The organism is Brevibacillus sp. HB2.2, assembly GCF_013284275.1.
Lineage (GTDB): Bacteria > Bacillota > Bacilli > Brevibacillales > Brevibacillaceae > Brevibacillus > Brevibacillus brevis_D.
The window spans coordinates 100539-122531 of sequence record NZ_JABSUV010000004.1 but is presented as its reverse complement, the minus strand read 5'-3'; the positions used below and the strand labels follow the sequence as shown (position 1 = coordinate 122531).

The following is a 21993-nucleotide window of genomic DNA, read 5'->3' as shown; positions in this document are numbered from 1 at the left end:
TTTTGGCGTTCATCTTGACAAAAAAATAGTCGCCCGCAAAAGCAAGCGACTATCTTCCCTACCTATTTACTTACTCATCCGTATACTGAAAGCCTATGATGCGACCTGCTTCATCCACAAATATCGTGATTCCCTTGCCTGTGGCTGGATGGAACGTCACGTCTGCTGTCACAAAGCCATAGTCATAGTCTTCAAAACTGGAACCACCACCGCCCCGCTCGACCTTTTCCTCTACTTTATACTGGCTTGATTGATCACCCACCAGCTGTTTTAGGAAAGCAGCTGCTTTCTCTTTTGCCACCGTCTCGGCAGGGAGCTTTTTCGAAACCCAATCTGGATTTTTGATCATGACTTTGCTCAATTCGTTTGTACGGGCATCCATGATAACGAAAGCTTCTGCGCGAGGGGTCGGACTGTACACTCGTTTTTGTGTTTCCATCATTTTCAGGAGTTGCCAGTTACCTTCGATGCCGTAATCATCATAATCGGAAAACTGCGCAGTGTCCGGGAAAAGCTTCGTCACCTCGGCTACTCCCTTTTCCACCTCAGGGGAAAACTTGCTCTGCTCCACACCCGCTGGAATGCTCACTTCGAATATTTTCTCGTCAAATGCGGGTTGGAAATCCACCTTGTCTACGGTGTACGAAAATGCTTGTGCTTGATTGTGGGTGAAGGTCCGCTTGAGCAGCAGCCCTGTTTCTTTGTCGATCCACAGGTCATCCTGGTAATGATGAGGCTTGCCATTGATTTTCGCCTCTTCTTTTTTCGCGACGTGATACACAGCTCGATTCAACAGTTGTGCTTCCTTCACGGTAATCTCCACCTTCGAATCTGGCAGCGTCACTTTCAAGCGACTTAGCTCTCGCTTCGTCTTGTTGATTTCATTATCGTATGGGCCAATCGTTGCGGAGTGGACAAATCCTCTGCCGCCTTCTTGATACGCTGCCACCTGTCCCGCCTTCCCTACGGCATACTGAACCCTTTTCCCATCTGAGATTTCCTCTCTCCATTCGCCTTTGATCGTGTTATCCCATGTTTTTGCCTTTTGGGTCTGGGTGCCCTGCTTCACTTTCGATGTGTGCGTGGATTCGATGTACATGGAGACTGGCTGTTTTTTATCCATTTCTTTAAGGAGCTGATCAAAAGTGATCGCTTTCGCTTTATTCGCAGCGGCTACCATGTTGGTTTGTGCCTGTGCGATCCCGAATGGGGATACTGCTGAGAGAAGGAGTGCTGCCATGCTCACGGTAACAAGTGCTTGCTTTTTCATGTCGGTTCATCCTTTCGACTCGTTGATTGCTGTTCACTTGTTACGATCCTCCTCATGCACAGCTTGTGACACATCCCCCAGAAAAAATATATTTTTCAAATTCCTGTCACGTTTTCCTTCCCGGCAGGATCATCCCTTTTAGCAAATCGCTAGTATACATAGGGAGACAAACCACATGAAATTTCAAATGATCAACCACGCTTCGTTTCTATGGGAACACGATTCCATCAAATTATTGACCGATCCTTGGCTTACGGGAACTGCCTTTGATAACGGCTGGGGCTTATTAGCCAAAACCCGCTTCACCTCTGAGGATTTTGCCGAGATTACGCATATATGGTTTTCTCATGAGCATCCGGATCATTTTCATCCACAGAGCCTGCGAACCATACCCGAGGAGTATCGCAAGCGAATTACGATCCTCTACCAGCAGTCAACCGATAAAAAAGTGATCGATTGGTGCCGTGCCTTTGGCTTTCAGCAAGTCATTGAGCTCTCCCCGGACAAATGGTACTCCTTGTCCGACGATATCTCTGTTTTATGTCGGCCGTTTCCTGTCGGCGATTCCTGGCTGTGCATCAAAACAGCTGATATGACAATCCTGAACCTGAACGATTGCGAGGTCAGCACCACACAAGAAGCCAAGGATATCCTGAACCGTGTCGGTGACATCGATCTAGTATGGACGCAATTCTCGTATGCAGGCTGGGCGGGGAACAAGGAAGACTTCCTGCTCCGCAAAAAACGAGCCATGGAAAAGCTCGCCCGGGTGAAAAAACAGGTGGAAGTCCTTCAACCTCTCTACGTGATTCCCTTCGCCAGCTTCGCCTGGTTTTGTCACGACGAAAACTATTACATGAATGATGCGATCAATAAAGTAGACAGTGTGTACCGCCTTTTGCGGGAGGAAACGGATGCCGAACCAATTATTTTGTATCCCGGGGATACGTGGACGCCACATGAAGCCCATGATCCTGCAAAAGCGCTCGCCCTCTACGAACGTGACTATGAGAAGATGGCTTCCTCTCCTACTCTTCTTCCTTCGATCAAAATCGAATGGGACATGTTACTCGAGGCAGGCTTGGACTTCAAAGAACAGATTCGGAAAAATAATCATTCGCTGTTTCTCTCTATCGTTAGGCCCGTTACCTTTTATTTGTCAGACTATCAAAAGACATTTCGCTTTTCCCTAGCAGATGGGTTGATCGAATCCCCATGCAATCCACTCGATTGTGATGTGGAGCTGTCATCTGAGGCTCTGCATTATTGCTTCACCCATTTGTGGGGATGGAGTACGCTACGCATCAATGGCAGACTGCAAGCTCCAAAAGGTCGGAATGCCCGTTTCAAGCGCTTTGTCATGCTCGGTCATGTTGCACAGCTAAACAATTTCGGTATTTATATGGGGTGGAACAGGGCGTTTTTGCGTTTTGCGGTAAATTATTTGAGAGAGAAGATTCGCGACCGCTATATTACGTCAAACAATATATGAAAATAGGTAATTATACTCATTTTACCACAGTTTAAATAGGTGTATTTTATCCTAGTTCCCTTGGGCATGTAAGAGAGGGAGTTATTATTCGAATATTCGCAATTAACCTCCCGTATTCCCAATATTATACACCCCATGATAGAATCGGAAAGGAAATTCCGCACATTTCCAATTATGTATAAAAAGGTGGATCAATTCAGATGAAAAAACTAGTATCCGTAGCTTTGCTGCTCTCCATGTTGGCTGTTTCTGCTTGTTCGAACAAGCCAGCTGATACAAAGCCAGCTGAGCAAAATGCAGCACAAACCACAGACGCTGCTAAAACAACAGAAGCTCCAAAAACAGATTCTACTACACCAGCTGCAACAACAAGCGACAAGCTGGAAGCGAAAAAGGTTCTGAACGACAAAGTGGAAATCTTGATTCCAAAAGGCTTTACTGTCATGTCCGAAGAGATGGCAAAAGCAAAATATCCGATGGAAAATCGTCCTTCCCTGATCTATACCGATGAAAAAGGTACCATTAACATTGCGTTTAGTCATACAGAAACACCTATTCAGGACAACCTTCTCAAAGACATGAAGGACCCAATGAAACAAGCCTTCTCCAACATGTACCAAGGTGCAACCTGGTATCGCGATGAAGTTATCCAAATCAACGGAAAAAATGTTGGTGTGTTCGAACTTCTGACTCCAGCTGCTGATACAAAAATTTACAACCTCATCTTCTTTACAGAGCTCGACGGCAAAATGCTGATGACCACTTTCAATTGCACCGAGGCACAAATGGAAGAGTGGAAACCGCTCGCGCAAGAAATTTTGATGTCTTATAAAGTGCAATAAGGAAACAACGATTCCCCCTTATAAAGAGTAAAAGCACCCGCCAATGGGTGCTTTTTCTGTTTGTTGCATCCAACTCTTTCTACCAACGAGGCAAGGTCTCCCGATGCGGAAGTAGCGGCGCCCCAACGGGTAGAGCGGGAGTTACAGTCTGTCGGAAGCCCTCTACCCCGAATTGAACGTAGCTCTTGTATTACCCATCTGTTAATTCTCGATCTCGCAAGGAAACCAAAAGAACGAATCCAATCATCACCTCTGTAATGTTAAACGCTACCTGCTGACCATTCCATACTTGTGATTGCCACATGGCGAACCACTCTGCACCCACAATGGCAAATCCGAAAAACCAGATGCAAAAAGCAACCATGTAAGCGATGTATGCGAATGTTTTCGAGTTATTGAACGTTTTTGCATCCTTTTTTACATGACGAAGCATATTTCCTGTAGCGACCCAACCAAAAAGTGAGAATAATCCTTCCGCAATGATAATTCCGATATAAGCTATGGTGTGAGCAGTAGGATCAGTAATCGCTCGCCACATAAGTGCGTTCCCCTCAAACGTGGTATCCATGGACAGAACATGTTGGACAAATTGATAGTTGGATTGGTAGTCCATCAGATTCCCTAAGAAAATGGATGTTCCAAATGCTGCGGATAATGCTACAACCAAAACCTTTACATACCGTAATGTCAAATTACTCAATGATGCTCACACCTCTTTTCCCTATTCCCTATTCCCTATTCCCTTTACTGTCTTTACTCATTCTCGATCGGATTGACTCCCCCTTTCTCTTTGTAAGAAAAATCTATCTATTTTTATCACGAGTATTCATATCCATTAGATGGAAACCTAATCATACTCCCATGTTCAACAGTTTGGAACGGTTTTGTCACATGTGTTTTTCTTAACAATGTTATGATGAAATTGGATTCCCCCATATAACAAACAATGAATATGTGCAAGGTTGTGATTATTATTTGGAAGCCTGATCGGTCGAGCAGTCAAACTTTATACCACCAAATAGCCGATGAGATTGAACGCAGAATTTCATACGGAGAGTTCCCCCCTGGGAGCCTACTCCCTTCTGAGAGAAAACTGGCTGAGCAATTAGGTGTAAACCGAAGCACTGTTATTTTAGCGTACGAGGAACTCCGGGCATTAGGCATCATTGAGAGCAGAACAGGAAGCGGTACTCGTGTGTGTAAAAATAAATGGGAGGCAACTCCGAAGCATACACCGAACTGGCATCGATATGTAGAAGGTGGTCAATTCCTCCCGAATTTGTCTTATCTGCGTCGGATCAGAGAGGCCTTACAAAAAGACAGCAGTCTCATCGATTTTGCGAGTGGAGAATTGTCTTCCCAGCTCTCACCAAGCAAGGAGATCAGTACCCAGATGAAGGAAAACCCCTTCACCGAATATTTGGGATACGATAATCCGCAAGGCTTTACGCCATTGCGTGAAGAACTGGTCTCCTATTTGTCACGTTACCGGAATGTACAGACAACGGACTCTTCCATTCTGATCACGTCGGGTTCTCAACAATCTCTGTATTTGATCACCCAATGTCTGCTTGCACCCGGCGATGCAGTTGCCATCGAAGATCCCTCTTATTGTTACTCGTTGCCTATGTTTCAATCTGCTGGTCTCCGCCTGTTCCGCCTCCCCGTCAGCAATAACGGCATGAATCCAGAAGATATTCGAGCCTTGTATAAAAAGCATCGGATCAAAATGATCTTTATCAATCCTACCTTTCAAAACCCGACTGGGATTTGTCTTGATCCCACTCGGCGCATGCAGCTGTTGGATGTAGCAAGCGAACTTGGTCTTCCGATTGTAGAGGACGATCCATTCAGTCTCACTTCCTATGACGGCAAGCCTCCACTACCACTCAAATCATTGGATCAGCTTGGCTCCGTTCTCTACATCGGTTCCTTTTCCAAAATTGCTGCATCCGGTTTACGAGTCGGTTGGATGGTGGCGCCTCATTCCGTTGTCGAGCGTTTGGCAGATGCCCGCCAGCAGATGGATTTTGGCCTGAGCGTGGTGCCACAAAAAATCGCGGCCCAGTTTTTGCATTCCGATAACTTCCTGCCTCATTTAGAGCGGTTACGCATGCATTTACAGTACAGAAGAGATTTGCTTGTGGAGGCACTGCAAAAAGAGTTGCCCAATGAGCTTTCATTCACCATTCCCCAAGGCGGATTACACTTGTGGTGTAAAATTAACCCGGATGTGAACGACAACCAATTATTTGAAGAAGCCCTTCGCAGAGGAGTCGTTTTTGTGCCAGGAAGTGTGTATGGTTCAGACTCCGGCTACGTTCGCTTTACCTTTGCGCGGCCACAAGAAGAGGAAATTACGCTTGGTGTCGCTAAATTTGCGGATGCGCTGAAGGCGGTTTTGTTATAAAGATGGTGGTCGGCCAACGATTGTGGTCGGGGGCAGCCCTGCCACATGTTTTCCAGTCGCCTGTATCCTCTCTACGTTCGGGCGGTCTCCTTCCAAACATGTGACAGGGCTTTCGTACAGCTTTTGTTTCTTTCAAGCTATCAGAGCGTTTAAGAGGTCAAGACAGGAAGCTTTGATTCAAGTATTTTACTACTTGGATTTACCTACAAGGATGTTGGACAAAGCTACGTAGGAGAAGCGCATTTCCAGTCAAGCGCCTCTGGAGCCCATCTCAGCACCGGAAGAAATGGCGGGGAATTTCAGCTTCACTTATGGAATACTTCTTCGAAACTGCTACGTTTGAAGCGCTCCCGCCATTTGTTCCGGTGCGGACAGTCTCCCCCCTTGCGGGCGTAGGTTGAAGCGTAGACTGGAAATGCGCTTCTCCTCCGCTACAGCAACAAGACCTCCACCGCTTTCATCAAGCAATGGAGGCCTGCTGCATTTGACAAACGGACTTACTTCATCCACTTCACATTCTCTTTTTTCTCTTCATTCACCAACAATGTAAAAACATCGGGTCGCGAGTAATGTCCAACGACATCAAAATCGAATTGGCTATACGCGATATCGCGAATGTCTAGATCAGCGTAGAGAATCTCCTCCCGACCAAAAACAGGCTCGACGATATAGTCGCCCAATGGCCCCACAATTGCACTTCCACCTCTGCTCATCTCGTCTGGTGAAGAAGCCAGATCATCGTAGCAGGCCAAATCAGTCGGATACATATCTTTTGTTACGTACTGATTGCTCGATAAAACGAAGCATCTACCTTCCAATGCGATATGGCGGATGGTAGCTTGCCATGCATCCCTCGCGTCTGCTGTAGGTGCGATGTAGATTTGAACGCCTTTTGCATACATCGCTGCTCGCGCTAACGGCATATAATTCTCCCAACAAATCAGAGCCCCGATCTTACCGTACGGAGTATCGAATACCGGTAAAGTACTTCCGTCTCCTTCGCCCCAAATCAACCGTTCGGATGCAGTTGGCTTCAGCTTGCGATGCACGCCGAGCAACTCACCATCTGGTCCGAAAAATAAGACGGAACAATATAAGGTGCCACCGCTATTTTCATTGTCTCGCTCGATCACACCAATGATGAGATACACACCAGCCTTGCGCGCTGCCTCCCCAAGCTTATCTGTCTCTTCACTCGGGACGACAATCGAATTGTCCCAATAACGAAACCAGTCTTTGCGCCCTTCCGGGGAGCGACTGCCTACTTTTGCTCCAAAAGTAAGTCCTCTCGGATACGCAGGGATAAAAGCTTCGGGAAAAACAACGATTTTCGCTCCTTTTTCGCCTGCTTCCAATGTCAGTGAAACCGCCTTTTCCGTACTTCCCTCACGATCCATTATGACCGAAGCAGCTTGAACAACTGCTACTCGTACGTTTTGTTGCTGAATTGACATGTTACATCCCCTCCCAAATGGAGCATCTGTCTTGCTTTCCTATTATTCGGCGTACCCGACTGGCTCCCCTACTCCTGCAACGCTTTCATATCCTCGATAATTTGATTGTAGGGCACGTCCGTCATTCCTTCATAACGGTTAACCACCGTTCCCTTTTGATCGACCAAATATAAAAACGTGTCGTGGATGATTTGATCGGAATTAGGGTCCTTTTCTATTGGCGTCTTGAATGACTTGAGAATAAACGTTTTGATCTCATCAAATCCGTAGCCAGTCAGTGCATGCCAGTTGGAGAAGTCAGCATTGAATTTACCCAGATAGGACTTCAATGCCTCTGGCGTATCTCTTTCTGGATCAACCGAGAACGAAACAAACTCCACAACTACGCCAGCTTCTTTTGCTTTTTTCTGCAATTCAGCCATGTTTGCTGTCATCGTAGGACAAACGGTTCCACAATACGTAAAGACAAAGTTAGCAACCCAGACCTTATTTTCCAGATCACTTGATGAAAAAGGCTTCCCTTCCTGGTCCGTATAAGCAAATTCATTAACCGGATAGTTGTAATCAAATCTTGCTGGACCACACGCAGTTACCAAAACCATCAGGATACTGAGCATGATCAACCAAGCTGTTTTTTTCATTGTACCGCCCCTCTCCTATTCCTTTTTCTCTGAGAGCCACTTCGCTAACTGGCCGATTTCTTCCGTGCTTAGCACTTTTTCATAACCAGGCATGCCATTTGCGCCGACCGTAATTATTTCAATGAGTTTTTCCTCCGTCATTTTCGAACCAACTTGCTGCAAGCCTGGACCCACCCTACCGGATAAATCATTACCGTGGCAGCTCATGCAATTATTTTTGTATAGCTGCATCGCAGTTTTCTCAGCATCTGCAACTTCTGTTTGCCCTTCCATCGCACCATTACTGCATGCAGTTGCAACCAGGAACAGGGAACCAATCCGGAGATACTTGATGGCTTTCACAGAAACCCCCTACCTTTCCGCCGGGAATAAGGTTACCTTCCAAAAAGGGACGGTCTGCAACCGAGAATCAGGGCGTACAGCAGTACGCCCCCGATTGAATTTTATGTCATTATAGTGCGACCATGTTGTACATCATAATCCAGATAGAGCCGATCACAATGAGGAAGACGATAAACAACCCGAGTAAAAGCGACATCAAGTTGTAGCGTGGTTTATCCTCTTCTTTCAGGTGCATGAAGAAGAATAACTGGACAATAAACTGGAACAGAGCCGCTCCTAAATAGATGATGAGTCGCTTATCACTATCCAACCAGCCGTTCTCTAGCGCTAGAATAGGAATGATCGTGAAAACAAGCGACAAGACGAAACCGATCACATACGATTTCAGGGAACCATGACCGCCGTGTTGTTCTGTCGTGCCATGCACAGATTGCTTGCTCAATTAATTCACCCCCATCACATACACGATGGTGAAGACGAAAATCCAAACAACATCAAGGAAATGCCAGAACAAGCTGGTGATGTTTACTTTTCGTTTCGTTACGGGTGTAATACCGTGCTTGGCGATTTGCATGATGACGATGATCATCCACCCCATACCGAGCGTCACGTGCAAGCCATGCGTCCCTACCAATGTGTAAAAGGCAGTCAGGAATGCACTCGTTCCAATCGTTGCCCCTTCACTTACCATATGGATAAACTCGTTGACTTCCAGGAACAAGAAGGATGCCCCCAAAAATACGGTAACTCCCAGCCAGTTCATCAAGGCAAGACGATTCCCCTTATTCATCGCGAGAATCGCAAGACCGCTCGTAAAGCTACTGGTCAGCAAAATAAACGTACTCGCGTAAATCCCACTCATCTGAAACAGATCTTTTGGACCTGGACCACCATCCGTGCTGCCTTGCAGTACGATATAAGTCGCAAACAAGGTAGCAAACAAGATAACATCCGTCATGAGGTAGATCCAAAAGGCAAACGTGCGCAATTCCTCTTGGTCTGGATGATGATCATGATGTCCAGCATTCACATTAGCCATTACGTAATCACCCTCCCTGCTTCCGCCTCTGTACGTTTAATCTCTTCCACCGTGACATAGTAGTCCGTGTCGTAGTTAAACGAGTGAACAACCATACATGCAATCACACCGATAAACCCTGGTACAGCCATCCACAGCCAGTCAAAAATCAAACCGAATCCGACAAAGAACCAGAACATGGACATCACAATCGGAATACCGGAGTTTTTCGGCATATGAATCGGTTCCAGCTCTACTTTCGCTGGCTTTTCCAAGCCTTGCTCGATGCGCAGCTTTCTTTCATGCCAGTCATCTTGAGACGTTACCTGCGGCATGACGGCAAAGTTATAGAACGGAGCTGGAGAAGGAATCGACCACTCCAACGTACGAGCATTCCATGGATCGCCTGTTGTATCTCTCTTCATGTGCTTGATGCTGTGTGCAATGTCCCAAATTTGGACAAGGAATGCAGCACCCATGATTACGGCACCAATCGTCGATACCAGGTTCATTTCGAACCAGCCTTTGTCCCAGCCGTACGTGTAAAGTCGACGTGTCATCCCCATCAAGCCCAATGCGTATTGCGGCATGAAGCACAGGTAGAACCCGATGTTCCACAGCCAAAAAGCCCAACGGCCAATACGCTCATTCAGCTTGAAGCCAAAAATTTTCGGCCACCAGTAGTACAAACCCGCGAAGAATCCAAATACGACACCCGCAATGATCACTTGGTGGAAGTGTGCAACGAGGAAGTAGCTATTGTGATACTGGAAGTCAGCAGGTGCCACGGACAGAAGGACACCCGTCATCCCACCGATGACGAAGTTCGGGATAATCCCGACCATCCACAGCATCGGCGTTTCGAACGTAATTTTTCCTCGGAACATCGTAAACAGCCAGTTAAACACTTTCACACCCGTCGGAATCGCAATCAACATGGTCGTGACGGCGAAGAACGCATTGACGTCAGCACCGGAGCCCATCGTGAAGAAATGATGCGCCCATACGAGGAACGAGAGAACGCTAATGATGATCATGGCGAATACCATGGATTTGTAACCAAACAGCTTTTTCCGTGAAAACGTTGCAACGATCTCCGAGAAAATCCCGAACGCTGGCAAAACGATAATGTAAACTTCCGGATGACCCCACATCCAAATCAGGTTGATGTACATCATCGGATTACCGCCGCCATCCAAGGTGAAGAAGTGCCCACCCAAATAGCGGTCGATAAACAGCAGTGCCAAGGTAACCGTCAAGATTGGGAATGCAAAAACGATCGCGATACAACTCGACAAAACCGACCAGGAAAACATCGGCATTTTCATCAAAGTCATACCTGGAGCACGCACTTTTAAGATCGTCACAATAAAGTTAATCCCGGTCATCAAACTACCGATACCTGAGATCTGAATCCCCCAAATGTAGAAATCCTGACCTGGCCCCGGGTTAAAGGCTAGCTCCGAATACGGCGGGTAAGCCAGCCATCCTGCATCCGGGGAGCCCCCAATGACGAAGGACAGGTTAAACAGCATCGCCCCTGAGAAAAACAACCAGAAGCTGAGCGCATTCAGAAACGGAAAGGCTACGTCACGTGCACCGAGTTGCAGCGGCACGATGACATTGAATAAACCAAACATAAGCGGCATTGCCATAAACAGAATCATAATGACGCCATGCGTCGTAAAAATCTGGTTGTAGTGATCCCCACTCAAAAACTGCATCTCAGGCATGGCGAGCTGCGCCCGCATTAGGAGAGCATCTACTCCTCCTCGAAACAACATGAGAACGGAAGCAAGAATGTACATGATACCGATCTTCTTGTGATCGACAGTCGTCAGCCATTCGCGCCAGAGCCATCCCCATTTTTTAAAGTAAGTCAGCACCGATACAACTGCGATGATACTGAGCACAATGCTGACGTCCGCACCATAAATAAGTGGATCGCCTGTTACGAAAAATTCAGAGGCGAATTCTTTCACACTCTCCCACATCGTTGTCTCTCTCCTCCCTGTTTCTATTTCAACCGACTATTCTTTCACCCGCGCTGGCGGTTGCACTCTCGTAGATAAGCCGTGATTGTGTGAAGCAGCATACTTGGTCACCGTCATTTCGTACAAACCTTCAGGGAAAGCAGAGAAATAGCGCACATCTGATGTTCCTTGTTTGGTCAACTCTTTGTAACCATCCAGTGTCAGCTCAGGGGAAGTATGTTTCACCTGATTCACCCATTGATCAAAGTTTTCTTGGGAAGTCGCATTCGCTGTAAAGAACATCTTCGCAAATTCTTTTCCGGTAAAGTTCGCACCTGATCCCATGTACTCACCCTGCTCATCTGCTTGCAGGTAGAGAGTCATCGACATTCCGGACATGGCATAAATCTGACCGCCAAGCTGTGGAATCCAGAATGAATTCATCGGGGCGTCAGATGTCACTTCGAAGCGTACCGGCACATCCTCTGGGAACTGCACATAGTTCACAGTGGCAATGCCTTGTTCAGGATATTGGAATAGCCACTTCCAATCCAAACTCGTCACTTGAATCGTGATCGGTTTCTTCTCGGATTCCAACGGCTTGGATGGCTCCAACGAATACGTGTACCGAACTGTCACGATCCCAATTAACGTAATAATGATGATGGGAATGCCCCACCAAATGATTTCCAGTTTCGTACTGTGCTCCCAATTAGGCGTGTACTTCGCCTTTCTTCCTTTTCTGTCACGGTATCTCCATACAATGACAAAAGTTAGAATTAACACAGGAACAATCACAATTAACGTTAAAAGCGTGGATAAAATCATTAAGTCCTTTTGCTGTTCACCAATGGGTCCTTTCGGATCGAGCACGATATAGTTATCAGCGCAACCGGTCGTCAAGAACACCAGGATGAACATGAACAAAAATGACATACAGCGTACTGTCTTGGACGTCTTCATGTCCTTGTCCTCATCTCCTATCACCATGCACAGGGTACTTTTGAAACAAGTCTTACTCTAAAGCCGGACCGATAGAGTGTCACCAGCCAATGACAAAGTGGATCAACCAGCCATGTTCAAGAATCCGCTGCATTTTGGTCACTTTTTAGACATAAAAAGAAAAAGGCCACCCCATGGCGGCCTTTCCTCCTATTGTTTCGTTATTCCTTGATGACACGTATAGTTTGTAGCGTCGGGTCTTCAAAGCCCTGTACTGGTAAACCTGCCTCCATGTTTCTCTTCGTATAGATGAGGTTCTCTTCCGAAATGATCTCACCCGGGATAAAGATCGGGATACCTGGTGGATATACCATGACAAACTCCGCGATAATTCTTCCCACAGCTTGTTCGACGGGAATCATCTCTGTCGGTGCGTAAAATGCATCGCGCGGGGTGACAGCCAGTACTGGTATTTTCGGCAGCTGCATTTTCGGACGGGCTTTTCTGTTTCCTTGATCCTCGGACCCGGCAGCTAGCTCCTCCAAGGCATAGACAAGGATTTGCAAATCTTCTCTCGTATCGCTTGGTGTGATAATACAAACGATGTTGTACAGGTCAGATAGCTCTACCTCAATGTTAAAGCGATCACGGAGCCATTTTTCAGCTTCATGTCCTGTAATGCCGAGGTCTTTTACCGAGATAACCAGCTTGGTCGGATCATGGGCAAACGCTCCATTTGTCCCGATAATTTCTCTCCCAATACAATACAAATCATTTATTTTATTGATTTGTGCCCGTGCTTCGTTTGCCAGCTGAATCGTTTGATCCAATAGCATTTTCCCGGATGTAACCAACCGCTTTCTCGCCACATCGAGCGACGCGAGCAGTAAATAGGAGGTAGATGTCGTCGTGAGCATGCTGTAGATTGCTTGTACACGCTGAATCGAGACGAGATTTCCCTGCATGTTCAACAACGAACTCTGCGTCAGAGAGCCTCCTAATTTATGCATACTGCTTGCTGCCATATCTGCACCAGCCTGCATCGCCGATAGGGGAAGCTTGGGATGGAAGTGAACATGTGAGCCATGCGCTTCATCTACGAGTACAGGCACTCCTCTGGCATGCGCAATTTGAACGATACTCTTCAAGTCACCGGCAATTCCGAAATAGGTTGGGTTGATGACGAGGACTGCTTTTGCATCTGGATGCTGTTCCAATGCTTTTTCCACAGCCTGTGGTGTGATTCCATGTGAGATCCCGAAGACAGGGTCTATTTCTGGATGTAAAAAGATAGGAGTCGCACCAGATAAAACAATGCCGCTCATGATAGATTTGTGTACATTCCGTGGCACGATGACCTTATCGCCAGGATTACATACTGCCATAATCATCGTCATGATGACTCCGCTCGTGCCTTGAACAGAAAATATGGTGTGATCAGCGCCAAAGGCTTCAGCTGCCAATTCCTGCGCTTGTTTGATAATTCCTTTTGGTTGATGCAGATCATCTAATGGTTCAATGTTAATCAAATCGATGGAAAGTGCATTTTTTCCCATGAACCATCGAAATTCAGGATCCATCCCTTTCCCTTTCTTATGACCTGGTATATGGAATTGGATTGGATTCTTCTGGGCATGCTTTCTCAACCCGTTAAAGAGCGGCGTTTGCCCTTGAATCAACATTTTTCCCACCTCACTATCCTTCCGTGTTGTTTGCATGAGTGATGTTTCTGGGCTGATTATAAAGGAAGCGGCCTCTTCCTTCATGATCCAATCTTGACTTTTATGAACCATCCAATTTGTGTCCTTCCTCGTAATTGGTCTGTTTCATCTTTCGTAAATTGGCTGGTTACAGTGCTGAGGAATTCACTTACAGTGTTGCTACTATGAAATTTTGGAGGCCATATAGATGAACCAACTGCCCACTACACAATCGCGAAAAACACTTGAAAAGATACAATCCTATCAACCTGGAATGCCGATTTGGGAAATTAAAAAAATGTACGGACTCTCTTCTATCATTAAATTAGCTTCAAATGAAAATCCACTCGGCCCATCCCCCAAGATCATCCGCGCCATTCTCGGTGCACTCCCGGAGCTGCATCGTTACCCGGATGCCCATACAACGACGCTGAAAGAGCATGTAGCTGATCTTCTTGAGGTAACTCCGGAGCATTTAATCGTCACGAATGGCGGTGACGAACTGATCAAGCTCATTTCCGAAACCTTCTTGGAAGCCGAGGACGAAATCGTTATGCCTCCACCGACCTTTCCTGAGTACGAATTCGGTGCACATCTCATGGGGGCTGTCATCAAAACGGTTCCGCTTGAGGCCGATTATGCATTCAATGTTTCTGCAATTTTGGCGGCTATCACGGATCGAACAAAGCTTGTCTACCTTTGTTCCCCGAACAACCCGACAGGCACCTATTTGTCTCGTCAGGACTTGTCGGCATTACTAGACCAATTGCCAGATGGGGTGCTTGTGGTACTCGACGCTGCTTACAGTCACTATGTAACGGCTGACGATTACACAACAGGTATTGAATTTGTCCGCCAAGGATACCCTGTTCTCGTTTTGCAAACCTTCTCAAAAATTTACGCGCTTGCTGGAATTCGCGTGGGATTTGGCGTCGCTCACCCATCGGTGATCCAAAAAATCTTGAAAGTAAAAGAACCGTTTAACGTCAATTCCTTGGCACAAACAGTCGCCATTACCGCCCTTGGAGACGTGGAGCATTTTGAAAAATCCCTCGTGGAAAACACCAAAGGCCGCAAGCAGCTCTATGATGCGTTCGATGAAATGAATATCCCTTATACCGTGAGCATGTCTAATTTTATCTTGGCAAAATTCGGGTCAAATGCGAGTAGGATTTATCAAGAGCTACTGGAAAGAGGAATCATTTTGCGGTACGGAGAGACCTGGGGGCTACCGGAGCATATTCGAATTAGTGTAGGTACACTGGAAGAAAATCAAATTCTCATACAAAACCTCCGTGAACTATTGATTATCGTAGGAAAATGAATAAAAAAGGATAGCACTACACCTAGCAAAAGCAATTTAGGTGCAGGCTATCCTCTTTTTTCAATCCCCCAAAAGGGGCAGTCGTCAGAATTTCATGGCAATCTCGCGCGCTTGTTGCATCGCCTTTTCTTTTATCGCAGGCTCTTGCTCGGGTTTCGCAGCCATGCCCTCCACAAATATCGCCTCAAGAGTAGGAAGTCCAACGAATTCCATAATGAGCTTCAGGTGACGGTGACCCATTTCTAAGTCTGCATCCTCTGAGCCTGGTGACAAGAAGCTTCCGCTAGCTTGAATGTGAACGGCTTTTTTATCACTCAACAAGCCAACTCGGCCGACATCCGGTAAATATTTGAAAGTCTTACCCGCTATGCAAATGGAGTCAATGTATGATTTCATAACCGGTGGATACGAATAATTCCAAATCGGAGTAACAAATATATATTTATCTGCGGCAACAAATTGGTCTACCAACTCATCCATACGGCTGAGTTTCCTTATCTCCGCTTCGGTCAATTGATCAAATGCAATACCAGCTTTCAGTTTGCCCCAACCACTAAAAACATCGAGATCAAGTTGCGGTATATCCATTTTATACAGATCAAGATGAATAACTTCATCATTTGGATTTGCAGATCGATAAGTCTGTACAAACTCTTTACCTACTAACATGCTGTATGACTTTTCATGATCGTGTGGATTTGCCGTAATATGTAATACTGTTGCCATAATGTAGTACCCACTTTCAACTATTATTTGCTCGCAGAAACGGTTACGATCTGTCTGGTAGAAACGTTAGGATTGCATGTGAAGCACTCCTCCCATTTTGCTTAGAACCGATTTAGGCTCCTTACTATGTTGACGAATCGCCCCCCGGGACTTGTGACAAAATTAAATAACCGGTATTTGTCACATTGTTAAGATTTCATCCGTCAGAATTTATATTGGCTTTTTTATTTTTGCGCGAGGGAGTTTAAAGGATGAGCGAACAGGTTTGGTTGGCAAATATATTCGAATCACACCGAAAGCACCTTCAGGCAGTCGCGTATCGAATGCTTGGATCATTGAACGAAGCGGAGGATGCGGTACAGGAGTCCTGGTTACGTCTTAGTCGTGTGGATGCAAGCGGCATTGAGAACATGGGAGGATGGTTGACCACCGTTGTTTCACGGGTTTGCCTCGACATGTTACGCTCGCGAAAATCTAGGCGCGAAGAATCGATAGAAACTCAATTGCCCGATGCTTTCACAAGCCAAGAGAATATTGTTGACCCCGAACAAGAAACCATATTGGCTGATTCTGTCGGTATTGCACTTCTAATCGTTCTTGGTAATTTGAACCCTGCCGAACGCATCACGTTTGTGCTGCACGATGTTTTCGCCATGCCCTACAATGAGATTGCGCCTATTTTAGGTAAGTCGGTGGTCGCTACTAGACAACTTGCAAGCAGGGCACGCCACCGAATTCGCGGGGCGAAAGCAATGCAGGAAGTAGACCTTGCTCTCCAACGCGACGTCGTTCAAGCTTTTCTTGCTGCAGCACATGTAGGCGATTTCGATACTCTGGTAGCTGCGCTCGATCCGCACGTTATTCTTCGTGACGATCGTCAAACAGGCTCTTCAAGAGTAACGCGAGGAGCGGTTGCTCTAGCGAAACAAGTTTCGGGACGCGCACAGAAAGCAGCACAATTAGCCCTCGTTAACGGATCAGTAGGAATCATTGTGGCTCCTCAAGGAAAATTGCTTTACGTACTCAAGTTTACAATGAATTACGGAAAGATTACCGAAGTCGACTTAATCTCCGATCCTGAGCGCATCAGTCATCTGGATCTGAAGGTATTGAACACCGATGTGCCACGGTATACAGATGATCTCGTCTAAAACCGTATGAAAAGTCCCCTTTTTACAGAAGGGGACTTTTTCTGCACTCTAACCGGATAGAAAATGTCCGGTGTTTTCGCTTTTGCAAAGTGTTTCCTAAACTGGATTCTCCTTGTGTTTACCCGTCGCCAATACTATACTGAATGCAAATTACCCATTCATTTCCACACGAAGCAATGACTGAAATTTCATAACTTACGAAAGCTTTCGCTCCATAGAAAGGTGGATCAGATGTCACTCAAACCTGAAGATTTACAAAGCTACATCGACTCCCCAGACAAGCAGCAAAGACTATACAAACGAACGCTCTGGATTGTCGTCATCTCACAAATTTTCGGCGGTGCAGGACTTGCGGCAGGTGTCACCGTAGGAGCTCTCCTCGCTCAGGATATGCTCGGTTCGGAGAGTCTCGCGGGCATCCCTGCCGCATTGCTCACGCTTGGCTCTGCTGTTGCTGCATTGCTAGTGGGTCGACTCTCTCAACGCTTTGGACGCCGTTTAGGGCTCGCTAGCGGCTTTTTAGCCGGAGGGATTGGGGCAATTGGGGTGGTGCTCGCAGCCGTCGAAAACAGTATTGTCCTTCTATTTGCTTCCTTAATTTTGTATGGGGCTGGCACCGCTACTAACCTGCAAGCCCGCTATGCAGGCACAGACTTAGCAAAGCCTAAACAGCGAGCGACTGCCGTAAGTATTGCCATGGTCTCCACTACATTCGGGGCCGTTGCAGGACCAAACCTGGTGGAAGTCATGGGACGATTCGCTACATCCATCGGTGTCCCCGCATTGGCTGGCCCTTTCATCCTGGGGGCCGCAGCCTTCATCCTCGCAGGTCTCGTATTTTGGGTACTGCTTCGCCCGGACCCGTTCATCGTTTCGAAAGCAATCGCCGAAGCACAACAGGTGAATCAGAGCTCGTCGGCCTGTCTGAATGGGAATGAGCTTGCAAGCAACAACCGGGGAATCATCGTGGGAGCCACCGTCATGATTTTGACGCAGATCGTCATGGTCGCCATTATGACGATGACGCCTGTACATATGAAACACCACGGACATGGTCTCTCCGAGGTAGGCATCGTCATCGGTTTTCATATCGGTGCGATGTACCTTCCCTCGCTCTTGACGGGTGTACTCGTTGACAAGATCGGTCGCTCCACAATGGCCTATGCTTCAGGTGTCATACTGCTTGCAGCCAGCCTGACTGCTGCTTTTGCCCCAGCCGATTCGATGCCGCTACTCATCACCGCTCTTGTGCTGCTCGGACTGGGCTGGAATTTTGGATTAATTAGCGGTACAGCGCTCATCGTGGATGCAACGCAACCCGCCACTCGCGCGAAAACGCAGGGAACGGTTGATGTCTTGATTGCCTTGGCTGGTGCATCCGGTGGAGCCCTGTCTGGTATGGTCGTCGCCAATGCCAGCTACGCAACACTTTCGCTTGCCGGAGGCGCATTATCGCTGTTGCTAGTCCCTGTCCTGATATGGTCCCACAGAAAAAGCAAACACCGTGTAGAGATCTCCCAAAACTAAAGCCACCCTCATCAGGTGGCTTTTTCTCTATCCAAAGGTATCCAAAAAAAAATAACACTGCTCACAGGCAGTGTCATTTTCCTCCGACCACTTTATTATCATGTCCTTCACTCGGACTATGCTCATCTATAATCTGTTTTAAGCTAGCGAAGCCAGGAGTAAATTTGCTGTTGGGAATCTTCTTCTTGGAAGAGAGATTTTTCGAGTAAACAGCAGTTTCGTTACCTCTTTTCGCGAAGAACTCAGCTAATTTCATCGTATCCCACTCCTAACTAGCTCTCTTTAAAGTTTTGACCTTATTCACAAACTTGGTAACAAACCCTAATAGTAACATATACGTTGTCAACCGCTCGAACTCCTGCATATTTTCGGGAGTAAATGTGTCATTCTTGTAAACAGCGACCGCAAATCCAAGTCGGAACTTGCCGAAATTTTTCACAATTGCAAATTGTTCGATGTCCGTGTTTTGAATTCGTCCCTTTACTTGTTTATCGGCAATTCTGCAATCCTCTTGAAGCATAGAAGACAGTAGTAGCGTACGTACTGTATCAAAATCTTTCAACTCAGTTAAGTAAAACACTTCAAACTGCTTGTCATTATTCGTAGGTACGATCCAATAGCAGCATAGCTCGTCCGGTTTCAAACCATAAATCGTCTTTACTTCCATTTCAAATGCCTTCATAAACGTGATCGCATTCGCATTAATAATAGCTGTTGATTGACCGCTCCCATCCAAGCTGTAAATCGCATTGGCCAATTCTTTCTCACAATATTTCACTTCCATCTGGAACTCGATCTCGTTCCCTCTAATCTTGTTGCAGATGAACAAAACGATGAATACCATTCCTGCCAAAATAGCGGAATACAAGATAGACAAGCCTAGAACAGAGCCTAATGAAGCTAGCTTGTTTTCCTCATGTGGCGGTGCCAGGATAAACAGCCATTCAATCGGTTGAAACATCCACTTATGTATGACTGCTATCAAATCTGGCAGCAAACCTTTTAACAATTCAAATACGAGCCATGAGACCAGAACGAACAAGATGCCAAGAACAGAAAAAACAATCTTTACATGGCTCTGCACGAGATTCTTTAGCACCTGTAAACCTCTCCTTCTGGTAAAGTTTTACATTATTTTAACATTTTATTCAGATTCTACAAATAGGAAAAAACTACCTACATTTAGGTAGTTTTTTAGGCGTTTCTATCGTTATCGTACTAACTTTTTGATTACCTATGTACTGGATCGTCTGCTGTATAATCTTGCTGTTCTCTTCAATTCTCTTCAGTGGTTTAAATGAACTCAACAATTGCACGTTCCCCCTATCGGTATACTAGGTGTAATTCGTAACGTAATGCTCCCTTATTGGTCTGCCCATTTTTCACCGCTATCAAACACGAAATGCTCATCATGACCTTCTTCCGTCTTGGTAATACCCCTTACCTTATGCCGTTCTGATTTTGTTTAGACCCCTCTTCTGGGTGCTGCTTTTCCACTGTTCGTGACGGTTTTGTTACAGACAATGTCGCTCCCATTGACACCATTGACATCCTCAATCCTTGCCTTAATTAAGGATAATCCAAGCGAAAAGGAGTTAGTCAGAATGAATTCCATAATAGCGAAGAATGAAACCACTTTCCTATATCATTGCCATCGCGCGGATTTTCGATAGATCAAGTAGACTTGCCCTACCTTGAACCACCCCTTGCCACTGGCTTATTACCTCTGGTCCCAAATCCAGTTGAATGTTTTTTTATGCTTGACGTTCTCGCCTTCAAACTGAATGGCGGCCTGGAGAAGAAAGTGAAGATACCGTATCAGTATATGCTCGTGTTCTTGATTGTGACTGCCATTAATTCGTAGGTAATTGTCACGCCGCTAGATTTGATTTTAATACTTGTTTTGTTACGCATCGTCGGCATGCGTGTCCCAGCTGCATGCCCCGAGGAATTAGCCCATAACAATAAAGCCACCCGCCTTGGGGTGGCTCTTATCCTTACTTTGCCTTTGGAGTCACCTTTTCCACTTTGTTTTCGCCTATCTTCACTTTGAATATATCTTTTTTGTCATGATCGGAAGCTTGATAGTCGTAAAAAAAGATGAAATCTCCCCCGATGTTTATTGTTTGGCTGGAATTGCTGGCCAATGGATACAGTGGGGTTGTCTTGCCGTCCGTCATATTCATTCGGCCTACCGTATGTGCGTCCTTTATTTCTGAGATGTAGTATAGATGCTTCCCAGCAACAATAATCGGATTTTCTGCTGGAGGCAACCCTTTCTTGACGAGAGAGATTTTCCCATCCTTCAGTCCGATTTTATAAACATCGACGACGCCTTTATCGTTTACCCATTTTGTGTAGTAAATGAAATCACCAGACAAACCGATAAGGGTCAGCTCTTTGTCTTTGCTTACGAGCTTTTTCTGCGTTCCATTCCGCTTCATTTTGTATAGTTGACGACTCTCATTGGTGTAAAAAATCCAATCTTGATAGAAATAAACTTTCTCAAACTGATCAAGCAACTTCTTTTGATTTTTTCCGTTCGTGTCCATACTGTACAAAGGACCATAACCATCTGCGTAATAGATGATATCTCCCACTACGTACAAGCTATATACGTTATTGCGATCCCCTTCCGCAAGGCTTCCACTTTTGATGACTGTTTTCGAACTGCCGTCTGTCTTGATTTTCATGAGCTCCGTCACATCTTCATACGTATCATTGATATCGAAATGGGGCATCTCAAGCTGATAGATTTCTTTCCTAGGCTTATTGCGCGTATAGTAAATCCAGTCCCCTACCACATTCAGATTATGGGCCCAATCACTGCTCAACTTTTGAAGAGAGCTTCCATCCTGTTTGATTTTGTATAAGCCATCGTTGTTATAAAAAATCCACTCTCCTTGAACGGCGACAAAGCTTCGGTGTGAATTGATATTGACAGGATCGCTGCCAAAAACGTTTATCACTGTTTTTTTTGTTGGCGCAGTCGCCATTGTTTGTTGATTGCCAAAGCCAAGAACCACAATCAGACATACTGCCATCGCAATGGTGATCATCCAATTCCCTTTATGTTGCACCATGCATCTCTCCCCTTCATGGCCTAATAAAGTAAAACACAGCGGATATTTCCTTCATTTATTTACATCCGTCGACACTGATTTATATGTACCAAACCAAA

The 21993-nt window shown here is 46.0% G+C and carries 21 protein-coding genes and 1 pseudogene; 7 read left to right on the top strand and 15 right to left on the bottom strand.

Annotated elements, in window-relative coordinates; translation table 11 throughout:
* Positions 1-70 precede the first annotated feature (70 nt).
* On the bottom strand, positions 71-1270 hold the full coding sequence (locus tag HP401_RS04195) for a hypothetical protein (protein ID WP_173604182.1): 1200 nt from the start codon (positions 1268-1270) through the stop codon (positions 71-73).
* A gap of 175 nt (positions 1271-1445) precedes the next feature.
* On the opposite strand from HP401_RS04195, the gene HP401_RS04190 reads away from it, so the two are divergent.
* Positions 1446-2762: an MBL fold metallo-hydrolase gene (locus HP401_RS04190; protein ID WP_173604181.1), complete on the top strand. Its 1317-nt coding sequence runs from the start codon at positions 1446-1448 to the stop codon at positions 2760-2762.
* Between the two features lie 200 nt (positions 2763-2962).
* A complete protein-coding gene (locus HP401_RS04185) occupies positions 2963-3604 on the top strand; it encodes a hypothetical protein (RefSeq protein ID WP_173604180.1) in 642 nt (213 codons plus the stop codon).
* 190 nt (positions 3605-3794) lie between these two features.
* Here the strand turns inward: HP401_RS04185 and HP401_RS04180 are convergent, their stop codons facing one another.
* Positions 3795-4304 (bottom strand): DUF2165 family protein, encoded by a 510-nt coding sequence (locus HP401_RS04180; RefSeq protein WP_173604179.1) that lies wholly within the window; start codon positions 4302-4304, stop codon positions 3795-3797.
* A gap of 246 nt (positions 4305-4550) precedes the next feature.
* On the opposite strand from HP401_RS04180, the gene pdxR reads away from it, so the two are divergent.
* A complete protein-coding gene (pdxR, locus tag HP401_RS04175) occupies positions 4551-6014 on the top strand; it encodes a MocR-like pyridoxine biosynthesis transcription factor PdxR (protein ID WP_173604178.1) in 1464 nt (487 codons plus the stop codon).
* A 333-nt stretch (positions 6015-6347) separates the two neighbouring features.
* On the opposite strand, the gene HP401_RS04170 is transcribed toward pdxR, so the two are convergent.
* The 9 genes from HP401_RS04170 to HP401_RS04130 form a co-directional block, all read right to left on the bottom strand.
* A complete protein-coding gene (locus HP401_RS04170) occupies positions 6348-6524 on the bottom strand; it encodes a hypothetical protein (RefSeq protein ID WP_173604177.1) in 177 nt (58 codons plus the stop codon).
* Complete coding sequence (locus tag HP401_RS04165; RefSeq protein WP_173604176.1) at positions 6512-7468, bottom strand: carbon-nitrogen hydrolase family protein; 957 nt, start codon at positions 7466-7468, stop codon at positions 6512-6514. Before HP401_RS04165 ends, HP401_RS04170 begins: the two co-directional genes overlap by 13 nt.
* Positions 7469-7536: 68 nt before the next feature.
* Entirely contained in the window at positions 7537-8109 is a 573-nt protein-coding gene (locus HP401_RS04160; protein ID WP_173604175.1) for an SCO family protein, read from the bottom strand.
* Positions 8110-8124: 15 nt separating this feature from the next.
* Positions 8125-8451 (bottom strand): c-type cytochrome, encoded by a 327-nt coding sequence (locus HP401_RS04155; RefSeq protein ID WP_173604174.1) that lies wholly within the window; start codon positions 8449-8451, stop codon positions 8125-8127.
* Between the two features lie 109 nt (positions 8452-8560).
* Positions 8561-8893, bottom strand: coding sequence for a cytochrome o ubiquinol oxidase subunit IV (cyoD, locus tag HP401_RS04150; protein WP_142498141.1), 333 nt, complete (start codon positions 8891-8893; stop codon positions 8561-8563).
* A complete protein-coding gene (gene cyoC, locus HP401_RS04145; RefSeq protein ID WP_173604173.1) occupies positions 8894-9490 on the bottom strand; it encodes a cytochrome o ubiquinol oxidase subunit III in 597 nt (198 codons plus the stop codon). It abuts the gene before it with no gap.
* Positions 9490-11463 carry a cbb3-type cytochrome c oxidase subunit I gene (locus HP401_RS04140; RefSeq protein WP_041749660.1) on the bottom strand — a complete coding sequence of 658 codons (1974 nt, stop codon included), beginning with the start codon at positions 11461-11463 and terminating at the stop codon, positions 9490-9492. Before HP401_RS04140 ends, cyoC begins: the two co-directional genes overlap by 1 nt.
* 36 nt (positions 11464-11499) lie before the next feature.
* Entirely contained in the window at positions 11500-12405 is a 906-nt protein-coding gene (cyoA, locus tag HP401_RS04135) for a ubiquinol oxidase subunit II (RefSeq protein WP_173604172.1), read from the bottom strand.
* 200 nt (positions 12406-12605) lie between these two features.
* Positions 12606-14063 (bottom strand): aminotransferase class I/II-fold pyridoxal phosphate-dependent enzyme, encoded by a 1458-nt coding sequence (locus HP401_RS04130; RefSeq protein WP_173604269.1) that lies wholly within the window; start codon positions 14061-14063, stop codon positions 12606-12608.
* Positions 14064-14292: 229 nt separating this feature from the next.
* Between HP401_RS04130 and hisC the strand changes: the two genes are divergently transcribed.
* Entirely contained in the window at positions 14293-15408 is a 1116-nt protein-coding gene (hisC, locus tag HP401_RS04125; RefSeq protein ID WP_173604171.1) for a histidinol-phosphate transaminase, read from the top strand.
* A gap of 84 nt (positions 15409-15492) precedes the next feature.
* Here hisC and HP401_RS04120 read toward each other — a convergent pair whose 3' ends face one another.
* Positions 15493-16134 (bottom strand): NAD(P)H-dependent oxidoreductase, encoded by a 642-nt coding sequence (locus HP401_RS04120; protein WP_173604170.1) that lies wholly within the window; start codon positions 16132-16134, stop codon positions 15493-15495.
* Positions 16135-16385: 251 nt separating this feature from the next.
* Here HP401_RS04120 and HP401_RS04115 point away from each other — a divergent pair, with 251 nt between their 5' ends.
* Both HP401_RS04115 and HP401_RS04110 read left to right on the top strand, forming a co-directional pair.
* The gene (locus tag HP401_RS04115) at positions 16386-17285 is read left to right on the top strand and encodes a sigma-70 family RNA polymerase sigma factor (RefSeq protein WP_173604169.1); all 900 of its coding nucleotides are present in this window, start codon (positions 16386-16388) and stop codon (positions 17283-17285) included.
* A 231-nt stretch (positions 17286-17516) separates the two neighbouring features.
* Positions 17517-18812, top strand: coding sequence for an MFS transporter (locus HP401_RS04110; protein WP_173604168.1), 1296 nt, complete (start codon positions 17517-17519; stop codon positions 18810-18812).
* Positions 18813-18885: 73 nt separating this feature from the next.
* Here the strand turns inward: HP401_RS04110 and HP401_RS04105 are convergent, their stop codons facing one another.
* On the bottom strand, positions 18886-19068 hold the full coding sequence (locus HP401_RS04105; RefSeq protein WP_015893410.1) for a hypothetical protein: 183 nt from the start codon (positions 19066-19068) through the stop codon (positions 18886-18888).
* 12 nt (positions 19069-19080) lie between these two features.
* On the bottom strand, positions 19081-19911 hold the full coding sequence (locus tag HP401_RS04100) for a hypothetical protein (protein WP_015893411.1): 831 nt from the start codon (positions 19909-19911) through the stop codon (positions 19081-19083).
* A gap of 561 nt (positions 19912-20472) precedes the next feature.
* Between HP401_RS04100 and HP401_RS29810 the strand changes: the two are divergent.
* Positions 20473-20751: pseudogene (locus HP401_RS29810) on the top strand (hypothetical protein); the annotation flags it as partial.
* A 58-nt stretch (positions 20752-20809) separates the two neighbouring features.
* Here HP401_RS29810 and HP401_RS04095 read toward each other — a convergent pair.
* Positions 20810-21895 (bottom strand): DUF5050 domain-containing protein, encoded by a 1086-nt coding sequence (locus HP401_RS04095; RefSeq protein ID WP_173604167.1) that lies wholly within the window; start codon positions 21893-21895, stop codon positions 20810-20812.
* Positions 21896-21993: the final 98 nt, after the last annotated feature.